The sequence below is a fragment of the Terrabacter sp. 2YAF2 genome, assembly GCF_052114705.1.
Lineage (GTDB): Bacteria > Actinomycetota > Actinomycetes > Actinomycetales > Dermatophilaceae > Terrabacter.
Genome location: NZ_JBFRFG010000031.1, coordinates 1 through 13,616 on the forward strand (window position 1 = coordinate 1; position 13,616 = coordinate 13,616).

12 protein-coding genes are annotated in these 13,616 nt (G+C 70.7%); 9 read left to right on the forward strand and 3 right to left on the reverse strand.

Going from position 1 to position 13,616, the window contains the following annotated elements; all coding sequences use genetic code 11:
* Positions 1–150: 150 nt before the first annotated feature.
* Both AB4030_RS21180 and AB4030_RS21185 read right to left on the reverse strand, forming a co-directional pair.
* Positions 151–540: an SRPBCC family protein gene (locus AB4030_RS21180; RefSeq protein WP_442281178.1), complete on the reverse strand. Its 390-nt coding sequence runs from the start codon at positions 538–540 to the stop codon at positions 151–153.
* Positions 541–558: 18 nt separating this feature from the next.
* Positions 559–984, reverse strand: coding sequence for a cupin domain-containing protein (locus AB4030_RS21185; RefSeq protein ID WP_442281179.1), 426 nt, complete (start codon positions 982–984; stop codon positions 559–561).
* A 70-nt stretch (positions 985–1,054) separates the two neighbouring features.
* On the opposite strand from AB4030_RS21185, the gene AB4030_RS21190 reads away from it, so the two are divergent.
* The 3 genes from AB4030_RS21190 (at position 1,055) to AB4030_RS21200 (ending at position 5,930) form a co-directional block, all read left to right on the forward strand.
* The gene (locus AB4030_RS21190) at positions 1,055–2,425 is read left to right on the forward strand and encodes an NAD(P)/FAD-dependent oxidoreductase (protein WP_442281180.1); all 1,371 of its coding nucleotides are present in this window, start codon (positions 1,055–1,057) and stop codon (positions 2,423–2,425) included.
* Positions 2,426–2,485: 60 nt separating this feature from the next.
* Positions 2,486–4,840: a TIM-barrel domain-containing protein gene (locus AB4030_RS21195; RefSeq protein ID WP_442281181.1), complete on the forward strand. Its 2,355-nt coding sequence runs from the start codon at positions 2,486–2,488 to the stop codon at positions 4,838–4,840.
* Positions 4,841–4,973: 133 nt separating this feature from the next.
* Positions 4,974–5,930, forward strand: coding sequence for a cation diffusion facilitator family transporter (locus tag AB4030_RS21200; protein WP_442281182.1), 957 nt, complete (start codon positions 4,974–4,976; stop codon positions 5,928–5,930).
* Between the two features lie 56 nt (positions 5,931–5,986).
* On the opposite strand, the gene AB4030_RS21205 is transcribed toward AB4030_RS21200, so the two are convergent.
* Positions 5,987–7,060 carry a sodium:calcium antiporter gene (locus tag AB4030_RS21205; protein ID WP_442281183.1) on the reverse strand — a complete coding sequence of 358 codons (1,074 nt, stop codon included), beginning with the start codon at positions 7,058–7,060 and terminating at the stop codon, positions 5,987–5,989.
* A 139-nt stretch (positions 7,061–7,199) separates the two neighbouring features.
* On the opposite strand from AB4030_RS21205, the gene AB4030_RS21210 reads away from it, so the two are divergent.
* From AB4030_RS21210 to AB4030_RS21235, 6 genes are all read left to right on the forward strand, one after another.
* Entirely contained in the window at positions 7,200–7,970 is a 771-nt protein-coding gene (locus AB4030_RS21210; protein ID WP_442281184.1) for a DeoR/GlpR family DNA-binding transcription regulator, read from the forward strand.
* A gap of 64 nt (positions 7,971–8,034) precedes the next feature.
* Positions 8,035–9,489: an extracellular solute-binding protein gene (locus AB4030_RS21215; RefSeq protein WP_442281185.1), complete on the forward strand. Its 1,455-nt coding sequence runs from the start codon at positions 8,035–8,037 to the stop codon at positions 9,487–9,489.
* A gap of 43 nt (positions 9,490–9,532) precedes the next feature.
* The gene (locus AB4030_RS21220) at positions 9,533–10,414 is read left to right on the forward strand and encodes a carbohydrate ABC transporter permease (protein ID WP_442281186.1); all 882 of its coding nucleotides are present in this window, start codon (positions 9,533–9,535) and stop codon (positions 10,412–10,414) included.
* A complete protein-coding gene (locus AB4030_RS21225) occupies positions 10,411–11,244 on the forward strand; it encodes an ABC transporter permease subunit (RefSeq protein ID WP_442281187.1) in 834 nt (277 codons plus the stop codon). The genes AB4030_RS21220 and AB4030_RS21225 overlap by 4 nt, the downstream gene beginning before the upstream one ends.
* Positions 11,244–12,323, forward strand: a complete 1,080-nt coding sequence (locus AB4030_RS21230; RefSeq protein ID WP_442281188.1) for an ABC transporter ATP-binding protein — start codon at positions 11,244–11,246, stop codon at positions 12,321–12,323. Before AB4030_RS21225 ends, AB4030_RS21230 begins: the two co-directional genes overlap by 1 nt.
* Positions 12,320–13,546 (forward strand): CehA/McbA family metallohydrolase, encoded by a 1,227-nt coding sequence (locus tag AB4030_RS21235; protein ID WP_442281189.1) that lies wholly within the window; start codon positions 12,320–12,322, stop codon positions 13,544–13,546. Before AB4030_RS21230 ends, AB4030_RS21235 begins: the two co-directional genes overlap by 4 nt.
* Positions 13,547–13,616 lie beyond the last annotated feature (70 nt).

A 13,616-nucleotide genomic window follows, 5' to 3' on the forward strand; every position in this document is an offset into this window, starting at 1 on the left:
CAGCAGACGACGACCATGGACGTTGAGACGGGCGTTAGCGTGGGGCACGAGAACCTCCGGACGGTGTGTGACTTCGACAATCCACACCTCACCCGGAGGTTCTCCTCGTCGTCAACGCCTACGTGTCACCAACGTCCAGGCCGAGTACAACTAGGGCTCGGACCGGACCAGGCGACGGAGGGCCAGCGCGGCCACCGGGCGATAGCCGATGACCGCGAGGGCCGGCGCGTCGATGACGAGCTCTGTGGCGCAGCCTCCGGGCGCGGGACGCACGACGTGGTCGAGGGTCGCCTCGACGGGACCGAGGCGCACGCGCCAGCTCCACCCCATGACGTCTGCGTCGACGGCCAGCACCTCGAACGGCACCCGGATCCCGAGCGGTCCGACGACCAGCCCGGCCAGGCCTGACGAGATGCGACTGCTCGCGGCGATGACCTCCGAGATCTGCGGCGACCACGTCGGCCAGAGGTCGAGGTTCTCGTAGCGGCTCCACGCCACCGCGGGGTCGGCGCCGCCGGTGACCGTGATGGACGCGCGCATCGCGAACCGGCTCGTCGCTCAGACGCCGTCGGAGGGAGCGGACGGAGCCGGCCCCTCGACGTTGACGGTCGGAGTCCCCGAGCCGCAGCGGACGATCACGGCGCGGGACGTGTCGTCGCCAGGGTTGGACTCGCGGTGGACGGCCCCGGCCGGCACGCGCAGGAAGTCTCCCGGACCGGCCTCGACGACGACCTCCCCGCCAGGCCCGGACTCGAGCCGCATCCGGCCCGACACGACGTAGAGCGTCGTGTCGTGGTCGCCGTGGTGGTGCCACCCGGACACCGCGCCGGCCTCGGTGTCGACGGTGCCCGACCACATCGACTCGGTGTGCAGGGCGACCTGCCGGCTCATCCCCGGCGTGGGGTCGGCGGGGCTGAGGTCGTCGCCGGCGACGTGGGTGCACGGCTGGGCTGCGAGGCCCGGCTCGTCGGTGTGCTCCGTCATGCCCCCATCAAACCCCCAGAGCTCTAGCCTTGTCGTGTCCCGTCAACGCCGTCGGCGAGATGAGGTGGACATGACAGCAGGTGCCAGGCGTCCGGAGGGCCGCGTCGTCGTGGTCGGCGGCAGCATGGCCGGGCTGCTCGCGGCCCGGGCTCTGGCCGACCACGCGGAGTCGGTCGTCGTGTTCGAGCGCGAGCACCTGCCCGATGCCGTCGTGCCACGGGGGCGCGTGCCGCAGGGCCGGCACCTGCACCTGCTCCTGTCGGCCGGTCTCGACCTGCTGCGGGACTGGTTCCCCGGCATCGAGGACGAGCTCGAGAGCCTGGGCGCCGTCCGCGTCGACGGCACCGGGGCGTGGGTGCACCAGGGCGGTGCCTACCGCGCCCGCGGCGACTGGGGCCACCCCGCGATCTCCCAGACACGGCCCCTGCTCGAGCACGTCGTCCGGTCGAGGGTGCTGGCCCTGCCGGGCGTCACCGTCGAGGACGGGGTGACCGTCGAGCAGGTCACACGGTCCGGTCGTCGCGTCACCGGGGTCGTCGCCGACGGCCGGGAACGGCCCGCGGGCCTCGTCGTCGACTGCTCGGGCCGCAGCTCGCGGATCGCGCACGACCTCGCAGCAGCGCACGTGCTCGACCCGCCTGTCACCCACGTCGCCATCGACATCGGCTACGCGTCCTTCACGATGCGGCGGTCCGCGGATGACTTCGAGGGTCACTTCGTCGTCTGCATCGACAGCCCCGGCTCGTTCCGGGTCGGCGGCGTCCTCCCCGTCGAGGGCGATCGGTGGCAGGTGACGCTCGCCGGCGTCCACGGCGACGTCCCGCCCACCACGGACGAGGGGCTCGCGGCGTTCGCGGCGAGCCTCCCGACCCCGGCGGTCGCCCAGCTCATCGACCGGTGCGAGCGGCTCTCCGACGTCTCGACCTACCGCTTCCCGTCCAGCCAGCGGCGCCACTACGAGAAGGTTCGCGACCTGCTCCCCGGGCTCGTCATGCTCGGTGACGCGTCGAGCAGCTTCGACCCGGTCTACGGACAGGGGATGACATCGTCGGCGTTGCAGGCGGCCGCGCTCGGTGAGGTGGCGTCACTGGCCGGGGTCGCCGCTGCCGATCTGCCGAAACGCTTCCACCGCAAAGCAGCTCGCATCATCGAGTCGCCTTGGCGCATCGCGGTGGGTGGGGACTTCGGCCATCCGGCGACGACAGGTCCCCGGCCGCTCGGGACGGCACAGCTCAACGGCTACCTCCAGCAGGTCATCCGGGCCTCGCACGCGTCGGTGCCCGTCGCGCGATCCTTCAACCGGGTGCTCCAGCTCGACGACCCACCGGCGGCGCTCGTCCACCCGGCTCTCGTCGTCCGCGTACTGCGCGAAGCCGGCCGCTCGCCCGTCGCGACCGGCGCGCAGGTCCGCCACCCACGCATCGGGCCGCCCGTCCTCTGACAGGGGCGCGTGGGCGGACAGGTGGTCGTCAGTCGCTCCGGTCTTTGACAGGGTGGGCGCATGAGGACCGACCACTTCATCCGATTCGAGCACGTCGACTCCGTCGAGGAGGCCGAGCACGGGCTGCTGGCCCGGTTGCACGGCGAGCTGCTGCGCATCGACGCGGTGCGCCCCGACGTCGTGCGGCTCCAGCTGAGCCGCGGAGGGTCGTTCGACCCCAAGCCGACGTATGCCGTGTGCGTCGACCCGATCGCGCCCGACCCCGACGAGCCGGTGGCGTGGCGTGCCGAGCGTGTGGATTCAGACGGGGAGGGCGCGTGGCGGCTCGTCACGGACGAGCTGGTCGTGACCCTGTGGCTCGACCCGTTCCGCGTCGACGTGCACCGCACCGACGGCTCGGTCGTCGTCGAGTCGGTGCCGGACTCGGAGGGCCGCTACTGGACGTACGCGACGCTCAACGACGCGTGGACGACGCGCCGCCGGATCGGGCGGGACGACGCGATCTACGGCCTCGGCGAGAAGGGCGGTCACCACAACCGGCGCGGGCGCGACTTCACGATGTGGAACACCGACGTCCTCAACGAGCACGCGACGGCCGAGTTCCGCGCCGGGCTGGACCCGGACGACCCTCGGTCCGACATGTCGAGCACCGAGTTCGACCCCTACTACGTGACGATCCCGTTCTTCTACCAGCGCGACGCGACGAGCGGCGCTGCCGCCGGCTCGTTCGTCGACAACGGCTACCGGGGTGAGTACGAGTTCAGCCGCGACGACGAGTACCGCGTCACCTTCCACGGCGGGCAGTGGACGGAGTACGTCTTCGCGGGCCCGTCGATGGCGAGCATCCTCGAGCGCTACACGTGGCTGACCGGCCGGGCGTCGCTCCCCCCGATCTGGGCGCTGGGCTACCACCAGTGCCGGTGGCACGCCTACTCCCAGGCGGACGTGGAGCGCAACGCGAAGCGTTACCGCGACGACGAGTTCCCTTGTGACGGCATGTGGCTCGACATCGACTACATGGACGGCTACCGCGTCTTCACGTGGGACTCGTCGCGCTTCCCCGACCCGGCGGGCATGCTCAAGGGCCTGTCGAACCAGGGCTTCCGGACCATCTCGATCGTCGACCCGGGCGTCAAGCACGACCCGGGCTACTCGGTCTACGACGACGGCCTCGAGCAGGACGTCTTCTGCCGCACCGAGGGTGGCGACACCTACATCGGCCAGGTGTGGCCGGGCAACACCGCCTTCCCGGACTTCGCGACGCCCGAGGCGCGCTCGTGGTGGGGCGCGCTCAACGCCAAGCACGTCGAGTCGGGTCTGGCCGGCATCTGGAACGACATGAACGAGCCCGCGACCGGCGAGATCGCCCCGCAGGCGATGCTCTTCGACAAGGGCCGCGCCAAGCACGAGCGCTACCACAACCAGTACGCGCTGCTCATGGCGATGGGCACGATCGAGGGCCTCCGGGCCGCACGTCCCGAGGCCCGGACCTTCATCCTGTCCCGGGCGGGGTCCGCGGGCATCCAGCGCTATGCGGCGAACTGGATGGGCGACAACCAGGCGCGCTGGGACCACCTGTGGGTCAGCATGCCGATGGCGTGCGGCTTCGGCCTGTCGGGTCAGCCCTTCGTCGGCGCCGACATCGGCGGTTTCCAGGGCGACACGAACCCCGAGCTCTTCCTGCGCTGGATGCAGATGGGCGCGCTGACCCCCTTCTGCCGCAACCACTCCGAGATCAACAACATCGACCAGTACCCGTGGTCGTTCGGTTCCGAGATCCACGACCTCGCCCGTGAGGCGGTGCGGCTGCGCTACCGGCTGATGCCCTACATCTACTCGGCCTTCGTGCGGGCGACCGAGACCGGCGAGCCGGTGCAGCGCCCGCTCGTCCTCGACCACCAGGACGACCCCGCCGTCGTCGACCTCGACGACCAGTACCTCTTCGGCCGCGACCTGCTCGTCGCGCCGGTGACGGAGCAGGGCCAGACGTCGCGCACGGTCTACCTACCGGCGGGCGACTGGTACGACTGGCACACCGGAGAGGTGCACCCCGGCGGCCAGCGGATCACCGTCGAGACGCCGCTCGAGCGGATCCCGCTCTTCGCTCGCGCCGGTTCGACGATCCCGATGTGGGCCGAGGCCCCCGCGTCGACCGACGGCTACCGTCCCGAGAGCATCGAGCTGCACGTCTTCGACCCGCTCGTCGACGGTCGGTGGGAGTCGGTGCTCGTCGAGGACGACGGCCTCACGGTCGCCGCCGAGGGTGGGGACGCTGACGAGCCCGCGCGCCTCACGACGACCGTCGTCGTCGAGCGCACCGACGGCGAGGTCTCGGTCGAGCACTCGACGGCGGGACCCGGGTACGCCGGCCACGCGCGGACGCGCTTCGACGTCGTGCACCACGCCGCGGCATAGAGCGAGCCGCGTTCCGCGGCTGCGCTGTCCATCGAGGACGACACCGAACGGCATACGCCCTCATCGGGTATGCCGTTCGGTGCCGCTGGAGCGGCCCTTGAGCAGGTGACCCCCGAACGGAAGACTGGCGAGCATGGCTGAGAAGGCGGAGAACGAGCAGGGCCAGAAGAGCGAGAGCCTGCTCACCGTCCTCATCGCACTGGCGATGAACGCGCTCATCGCGCTCGCGAAGTCGGTCGTCGCGGTCATCACCGGTTCGGCGTCGATGGTCGCGGAGGCCGCGCACTCGTGGGCCGATTCGGGCAACGAGATCTTCCTGCTCGTGGCGGAGCGCCGCGCCGGCCAACCGCGCGACGCGACACACCCCTTCGGCTACGGGCGCGAGGCGTACGTGTGGTCGATGTTCGCGGCGTTCGGGCTCTTCGGCGCCGGGGCGGTCGTGTCGGTGTGGCACGGCATCTCGGTGCTCGGGCACGAGGAGCCCGAGACGTCGTACGCGTGGGCGTATGCCGTGCTCGCGATCGCCTTCGTGCTCGAGAGCGTGTCGTTCTTCCAGGCGACCCGGCAGACGCGCGCGGAAGCGCGGACCCGGGGCCTGCGGCCGTTGAGGTTCATTGCCAACACCTCGAACCCGACGCTGCGCGCGGTCTTCGCGGAGGATGCCGCGGCGCTCGTCGGGCTCGTCATCGCCGGCGTCGGCATCGCGCTGCACCAGATCACGGGCAACGCGGTCTGGGACGCGCTCGGGTCGATCCTCGTCGGTCTGCTGCTCGGCGTCGTCGCGATCTTCCTCATCGGCCGCAACCGCGACTTCCTCGTCGGCCAGGCGGTGCGGCCTGAGCTGTGGCGCCAGGCGTTCGACGACCTCAGCGGCAGTGACGAGGTCGAGCGGGTCACGTTCCTGCACCTCGAGTTCGTCGGGCCCGGGCGGGTCTTCCTCGTCGCCGCCGTCGACCTCACCGGTGACGACCCGGAGGCGAAGGTCGCCGACCGGCTCGCTGCGCTCGGTCACCGGATCGAGGAGCACGAGCTCGTCGAGCTCGCCATGATCACGCTGTCGAAGACCGACGCGCCGACGCTCGTGCCCTGACGCTCGTGCCCTGACGCAGCGCCCTGACACGGCGCGCTGATGCCAGGGCTCGCTCGCTACTGGGGGAGCACGACGAGTCCGACGACGCCGACGACGTAGAGCGCGAGCACGGCGATGCTGTCGATCCCGAGGCGCGCGTGCTCCTTGGCCGGGCGGAAGACGAGGCCGGCCATGTAGACGATCGTCAGGAGGGCGGCCAGGCCGGTGAGGTAGATGTCCGCGGCGTGGGCGTTGGGCAGGACCGCCTTGCCGGAGACGAGGACGGCGAGCAGGAACAGCACGGGCAGGAACGCGTTGCCGCCGAAGATGTCGCCGAAGGCCAGCTTGTAGTCCCCCTGTCGCACCGCGGTGAGCCCGGTGCTGAGCTCGGGCAGGGAGGTCGCGGCGGCCAGGACGGTGGCCCCGAAGAGGGCGCCGGACAGGCCGACCTGGTCGGCGGCCGCGGAGCCGCTCTCCTCGGCCAGCGCACCGGCGACGAGGGTGGCGAGCGCGGCGGCGCCGAAGACCAGGACGACGCGCGTGGTGCTGACGCCCCGACGGGTGGCCTCGGCCGACCGGGTCTTCTTCGAGTGGCCACGAGGCTTCGGCTGGCTGTCCGGTGCCTCACCACTGTTGGACCACGGCAGCTTGGTCCCGGCGCGCTGGGTGAGCATGAGCCCGACCACCCAGACGATCGCGATGAGCACGACATCCGGCGAGAGCCGCGCGACGACGAGGTCCTTGGGCAGCTGGGTGCCCATGATGACGACGACGAGGACCGCGAGCACGATCGCCCCCTCGATGACGAGCGTGAGGCTCGCAGCCTGGTAGGTCAGGGGTCGGCGTTCCCGCACGCCGAACGCATCGAGCGCGACGAGGACGACGGTCTGGATCGCGATGCCGCCGAGGATGTTGCTCACCGCGATGTCGAGGTGGCCGCTCGCGGCGGCGCTGTAGGTGATGGCGATCTCGGGGAGGTTGGTCGCCACGGCCAGCAGGATGAGCCCGCCGAGCGCCTGCCCCAGGTGGAGCCGGTCGGCCAGGATGTCGGTGTAGTCGGACAGCGGGATCCCGGCGACCCAGATCACGCCGGCGCAGGCGACGAAGATGAGCAGCTCGGTCCACAGGGGCAGGTGAGGCAGCAGGTTCACCTTTGCACCGTATGGACGCATCTTGGCAACAACTTCAAAGCGGTCGTATGCCGCGTGGTGGCCCTCGGGGCCATGGGGAGCCGGGCCCAGGTTGCGAAACGAGCAACAGGTGCGCAACAACGCGCATTTTCGATCATCGATGTGTCACTGTGCTGGTGTGCGCTATGCGCGGCATCGGGCCATCACCCACGAGCTACGAGACGGAGCCGTCTCGGTGCAGGATCTCGTCGTGCGCCTCGGGGTGTCCGCCGCCACCATCCGTCGCGATCTCGCCCAGCTCTCCGACGCCGGGCTCGTGCGCCGCGTCCACGGCGGCGCCGCGCCGCTCGCCTCACTCGAAATCGACCGCCCCTACGAGGAGGTCGCCGACGACGCCGCCGCCGACAAACAGGCCATCGCCCGGCGAGCAGCCGAGCTGGTGCGCGACGGCGACACGGTCCTGCTCGACATCGGGACGACCACGGGAGCGCTGGCCCGCGAGCTCAAGGGCCGCTCGATCACCGTCATCACGCCCAGTCTCGCCGTCCTCGACGCGCTGCGGGGTGACGCGGCCGTCGACATCGTCCTGCTCGGCGGCTCCCTGCGCCGCGCCTACCACTCGCTCGTCGGACCGCTGACCGAGGAGGCGCTGCGCCGCGTGCGAGCCTCGACCGTCTTCCTCGGCACGAGCGGCATCGACGAGCACGGCTGGGTGCTCGACACGACCTCGGTCGAGGTGCCGACCAAGCGCCTCCTCCTCGAGGCCGGTGGCCGGGTCGTGCTGCTCGCCGACCGCACGAAGTTCCCCGGCCAGGGCTCGATCCGCGTCTGTGACTTCACGGCGGTCACGACCCTCATCACGACCTCCGACGCCCACCACCCGACCCTCGAGATCGCCCGGTCCCACGGAACGGACGTCCTGCTCGCCTGACCCCCCGCCTCTCACACACCCGCCTCTCACACGCCCGCCTCTCACACACCCAGAGAAGGAGCCCATGCAGATGAAACCCACCTCGACCCACGGTGTCAGGCCGCGTCCCCGTGCCACGCACAGGACCGTGCTGTCGGTGCTCGCTGCGTCCCTCACGCTGGTCGGCGCCGCGGCGTGTGACCGGAGCTCCTCGACCGGGGCCAGCCCGTCCCAGAACGCGGGGGCCAAGGACGTCACGCTGACGATCACGTCCAACTCCATCGCCGGCGGCAAGAACGCCGACGAGGCCGACTGGTACACGAAGTACGTCATCCCCACCTTCACCAAGCAGCAGAAGGACAAGGGCGTCAACGTCACGGTGACCTTCCAGCCGTCCGGGGTCGACGACGAGCAGTACAAGACCAAGGTCGCCCTCGACCTCAAGAGCCGCGCCGGCGCCGACATCATGGCGCTCGACGGGATCTGGGTCGGCGAGTTCGCCCAGGCCGGCTACCTCAAGCCGCTCACCGACGTCGTGGGGCAGAGCGTCACCTCGTGGGAGGGCTGGTCGCAGATCCCCAAGGCGGTGCAGGCCAACGCGTCGTTCGAGGGCAAGACGTACGGCATCCCCGCAGGCACCGACGGCCGCGTCCTCTACTTCAACAAGAAGCTCTTCGCCCAGGCCGGGCTGCCGGCCGACTGGCAGCCGAAGTCGTGGCAGGACATCACCGCCGCGGGGATGAAGCTCAAGGCGATCCAGGGCATCGACCCGATCCAGATCAACGCCGGGACGGCCATGGGTGAGGCGACGACCATGCAGGGCGTGCTCCCCCTGCTCGTCGGCACCGGCTCCGAGATCTACAGCGGCGGCAAGTGGCAGGGCGACACCAAGGCCGTGCGCGACGTGCTGACGCTCTACAAGCAGCTCCTCGACCAGGGGCTCGAGAACAAGAACTTCCAGCAGGCCGCCAAGGGCCGCGACCAGTCCTTCGCGGCGTTCGCCGAGGGCAAGGTCGGCATCCTCCTCGAGGGCGACTACTTCTGGCGCTCGGTCATCAACCCCGACAACGGGGACGCGCCGATGGCCACGCGCAACACCGACGTCGGCTACGCCTACATCCCCGCTCGAGAGGCCGGCAGCGGCGTCGGCGGGTCCGACTACGTCTCGATGTCGGGCGGCGGCGGCTACTTCCTCAACCCGAACACGAAGTACCCGCAGCAGGCGTGGGAGCTGCTCCAGTTCATCGGCTCCCCGGATGCCATCAACGCCCTGCTCCACGGTTCGGCGAAGGTCACCGCGCGGCAGGACGTCAACGAGCAGGTGCTGGCCAAGGACCCGTTCCTGTCGTTCATCTCGCAGAAGGTGCTGCCCGTGACGCACTACCGCCCGGGTCTCGCGGTCTACCCCCAGGTCTCGCAGGCGCTGCAGCAGGCCACGGCCGACATCGTGTCGGGCAAGAGCGTCGACGAGGCCGCGAAGGCCTACGGCGCCGCGGTGGAGAAGGCCGTCGGCGGCGCGGACAAGGTGTCGTCATCGTGACGACGGCCGGGCACCCGCCCCTTCAGGGGGAGGCAGGTGCCCGGTGACCGTCACGTCCGTGGACGCGGCGGGACTGGGGCGCCGGCGGGCGGTGGGGCTCGTCACGCCGGCGCTCATCCTCGTCACGGCCTTCCTCGTGGTGCCGGCGGTGTGGACGGTCTACCTCGGCATGACGGACTACCGGCTCACCGGCGTCCAGGCGGCGAACCCGCAGTTCGTGGGTCTCGACAACTACCGCGCGGCGCTCGTCGACCCCGACTTCCGCAACTCGCTGTGGCTGACGCTGCTCTTCGTGCTCGGTTCGGCCATCATCGGCCAGACGGTCGCCGGCTTCGCCCTCGCCTGGACCCTGCGCGGGGTGCCGCGTCTCGTCCGGAGCGGGGTGGAGGCGCTCGTCCTGATGGCCTGGATCCTGCCCAGCTCGATCGTCGCCTTCCTCTGGGTCGCCTACCTGTCCGGTGACGGCGGCACCCTCAACGCCATCCTGGGGACCACGGGCACCGAGTGGCTGCTCGAGCACCCGATGGGCTCGATCATCGTCTTCAACACCTGGCGCGGCACGGCCTTCTCGATGCTGCTCTTCTCGGCGGCCCTCGGCGCGGTGCCGCCCTCACAGCTCGAGTCGGCCCGCCTGGCCGGAGCCGGGACGTTCGCGCAGCTGAGGGACGTCGTGCTGCCGCACATCCGCGGGCACGTCCTCACCAACACGCTGCTCATCAGCCTCTGGACCTTCAACGACTTCTCGCCCTACCTGCTCACCGCCGGCGGACCCAACCATGCGAGCGAGACGCTGCCGGTCTTCATCTACAACAAGGCGCTCTACGGCGGCCAGCTCGGCTACGGATCGGCGATCTCCTTCATCATGCTCGTCATCAACCTCGTCATCGCCCTCTTCTACGTCCGCCTGCTCCGGGAGCGCCGATGAGAACCTCAGTGAGTGCCCGCGCGGTCGTGGGGCGCCTCGCGATCACCGCTTTCGTCGCCGCGGCCGTCGCCTTCTGGGCGCTGCCGATGCTCTGGCTCGTGACGGCCCCCTTCGACTCCCACCCGGGCCTCGACGTCAGCTGGCCCGACTGGACCCTCGAGAACTTCCGCAAGCTGTCCGAGAACCCGTATGCGTTCTCCTCCCTCAAGAACTCGCTTTACCTCGCGGTCGGCACGATGCTCGGCGTGACCGCGATGGCAGCGCTCGCGGCATACTCCCTCTCGCGGGTGCGCATCCCGGGACGCAACACCATCCTCTACGGACTGCTCCTGCTCAGCTCGATCGTCACGGGCACCGCGGCGATGGTGCCGATCTTCCAGCTGATGTTCGCGCTCAACCTCGTCGACGACCGCTCCGGCGTCATCCTCGTGCTGACCGGCGGCCTGCTGCCTGCGGCGATCTTCATCCTCAAGGACTTCATGGACGCCACCCCGAAGTCCTACGAGGAGAGCGCCCGCGTCTTCGGCGCGACGCCCCTGCAGGTGCTGCGGCACGTCGTGCTCCCCATCGTCCGTCCCGGGCTCGCGACGATCGCCGTCTGGGCGCTCGTCAACGTGTGGAGCGACTTCCTGACGTCCTACATCCTGCTGCGAGACCCGGCCAAGCTGCCCGCCGGCGTCGTGATGTACACCTTCTACTCCGAGGGCGGACAGGCGAATCTGCCTCTCATCTCGGCGTTCTCGCTCGTCTACGCGCTGCCGGTCGTGGCGCTCTACCTGTTCGTCAACCGACGCTACGGGTTCCGTTTCCATGGAGGCATCAAGAGCTGATGGCCAACATTCGCATCGACGGACTGACCAAGGTCTACCCGGGTGACGTCACCGCCATCGACGGGCTCGACCTCACCGTGGCGGACGGGTCGTTCTTCGCCCTGCTCGGTCCGTCCGGCTGTGGCAAGACGACGCTGCTGCGCACCATCGCCGGGCTGGAGGAGGCCACGGGCGGCGCCATCAACATCGGGGACCGTGACGTGACGCGGCTGTCTCCCGGTGACCGCAACGTGGCCATGGTCTTCCAGGACTACGCCCTCTTCCCGCACATGAGCGTGACCGACAACATCGCCTACCCGCTGCGCATCAAGAAGGTCGGCCGCACCGAGCGCGTCGCCAAGGCGGCCGAGACCGGTGAGGGGCTCGGGCTGTCGGCGCTCATGGACCGCCGCCCCGGCGAGCTGTCCGGCGGGCAGCAGCAGCGCGTCGCGCTCGCACGCGCGATGGCGTGCCAGCCCGACGTCTTCCTCCTCGACGAACCGCTGTCGAACCTCGACGCACGCCTCCGGCTCGAGGCGCGCACCTTCCTCAAGCGGCTGCAGCGTGACCTCGACGTGACGACGGTCTTCGTCACGCACGACCAGAGCGAAGCCCTCGCGATGGCCGACCAGATCGCCGTCATGGAGGCAGGCCGGATCCGTCAGCTCGGCACGCCGTCGGAGATCTTCCGCCGGCCGGCCAACACCTTCGTCGCGAACTTCATCGGCTCCACGCCGATGAACATGCTGCCGGGCGAGCTGTGCGGCGGCCAGCTGCGGGTCGGCGACCGCGAGCCCGTCGACGCCGTGGCCGCTGGGTGGGCGGCCCGCGACTCCCGCGACGGCGCCGTGACGGTGGCCTTCCGCCCGGAGTATGCGCGAGTCGTCGAGGAGGGCCCGCTCGCCTTCAAGGGTGAGGTGGAGACGAGTGAGAACCTCGGCGCGAGCGTGCTCATCACCGCCCGCACCAGCGATGACCACCGCGTGCAGGCCGTCGTGCCCGAGGGATCCGAGCCGGAGCCCGGGGCGGCCGTGTGCATCAGTCCGGTGCCGGGACGGGTTCTCGTCTACGACCAGAGCGGCGAGCTGCTGGCGTCATGACGTCGCAGACCCTGCTCTACCTGCGTCAGCCCTGGCTCCCCGGCGACCGCGCCGAGCAGCAGATCCGCTCGATCGCTTTCGACGTGCCGCGGTCCGCCGCCGCCCTCGAGGTGGAGCTGGCGTATGCCGCGGGCCCGGGTGCCGTGCTCGACCTCGGCCTCGAGGGCCCGTCGGGATATGTCGGGTGGTCGGGCGGCGCTCGAAGCCGCCTCATCGTGTCGGCGGACTGGGCGACGCCCGGCTACCTCCCGCAACCGGTCGAGCCGGGCACGTGGCAGGTGCTCGTCGGGCTGCACCGGGTGCCCCCGGCCGGGGTGATCATGGAGCTCACGGTGCGCACCGTCGCGGCCGGGGAGGTCGAGCGTCATCGAGCGGCCGAGCCGGAGGACCCGCCGTCAGTGCCGCGCCCTGACCGCCGCCCCCGCCGCGATCTGCCCTCGGGGGACGGGTACCAGTGGCTCGCCGGCGACTTCCACTCGCACACGGTGCATTCCGACGGCGTGCTGTCGGTCGGTGGGCTCGCGGCACTCGCGGCGTCGCGGGGGCTCGACTTCCTCGCCGTCACCGACCACAACACGACGAGCCATCACGCCCACCTGCCGGAGGCGGGGCGGCGGCACGGGATCGTGCTCGTCCCGGGGCAGGAGGTGACCCGGGACGTCGGCCACGCCAACGTTTTGGGCGACGTCGGGCTCGTCGACTTCCGGAGCCCACCCGAGACGTGGGCCCAGCAGGCCGAGAGCCGGGGCGGCGTGCTGTCGATCAACCACCCGCTCGCCGCGGACTGCGCATGGTTGTTGCCGGTCGACCACCCGCCGGTGGCCGAGGTGTGGCACTCGTCGTGGGCGCAGCTGCCGACGTGGGGAGCGCCCCTGGCCTGGTGGCTGCTGACGCCCGACACCGTGCCCATCGGCGGCAGCGACGTCCACCAGCCCGGTCATGACGGGCTCCCGGGATCGCCGACGACGTGGGTGCTCGCCGAGGGCGACGACGTCGTGGGGGCCGTGCGCGCCGGGCGGACTGCCGTCAGCGCGTCGGTCGACGGACCTCTCGTCATCCGCGACGGTGACGAGATCGTCGCCCTCGACGCGGAGGGGTTGCTCCTCACGGGACCGGGCCGGCCGCGCCGCCGGGTGCTCGGTGACCGAGTCCGGGTGCCGGCGTGGTCCGGTCCGTGCTGGCTCGAGGACGACTCGCGGATCGTCCACGCCCTGTGCGGCTGACGGCCACGCGCACCCCTCCCCCTGACAATCGAAAGAGCGATCCGTCCGGCCGGACGGATCGCTCTCTCGA

Excerpts from the sequence above, each read along its gene's own strand:
- AB4030_RS21180 (WP_442281178.1), bottom strand. The coding sequence starts at position 540 with ATGCGCGCGTCCATCACGGTCACCGGCGGCGCCGACCCCGCGGTGGCG.
- AB4030_RS21185 (WP_442281179.1), bottom strand. The coding sequence starts at position 984 with ATGACGGAGCACACCGACGAGCCGGGCCTCGCAGCCCAGCCGTGCACC.
- AB4030_RS21190 (WP_442281180.1), top strand. The coding sequence starts at position 1,055 with ATGACAGCAGGTGCCAGGCGTCCGGAGGGCCGCGTCGTCGTGGTCGGC.
- AB4030_RS21195 (WP_442281181.1), top strand. The coding sequence starts at position 2,486 with ATGAGGACCGACCACTTCATCCGATTCGAGCACGTCGACTCCGTCGAG.
- AB4030_RS21200 (WP_442281182.1), top strand. The coding sequence starts at position 4,974 with ATGGCTGAGAAGGCGGAGAACGAGCAGGGCCAGAAGAGCGAGAGCCTG.
- AB4030_RS21210 (WP_442281184.1), top strand. The coding sequence starts at position 7,200 with ATGTGTCACTGTGCTGGTGTGCGCTATGCGCGGCATCGGGCCATCACC.
- AB4030_RS21215 (WP_442281185.1), top strand. The coding sequence starts at position 8,035 with ATGCAGATGAAACCCACCTCGACCCACGGTGTCAGGCCGCGTCCCCGT.
- AB4030_RS21225 (WP_442281187.1), top strand. The coding sequence starts at position 10,411 with ATGAGAACCTCAGTGAGTGCCCGCGCGGTCGTGGGGCGCCTCGCGATC.
- AB4030_RS21230 (WP_442281188.1), top strand. The coding sequence starts at position 11,244 with ATGGCCAACATTCGCATCGACGGACTGACCAAGGTCTACCCGGGTGAC.
- AB4030_RS21235 (WP_442281189.1), top strand. The coding sequence starts at position 12,320 with ATGACGTCGCAGACCCTGCTCTACCTGCGTCAGCCCTGGCTCCCCGGC.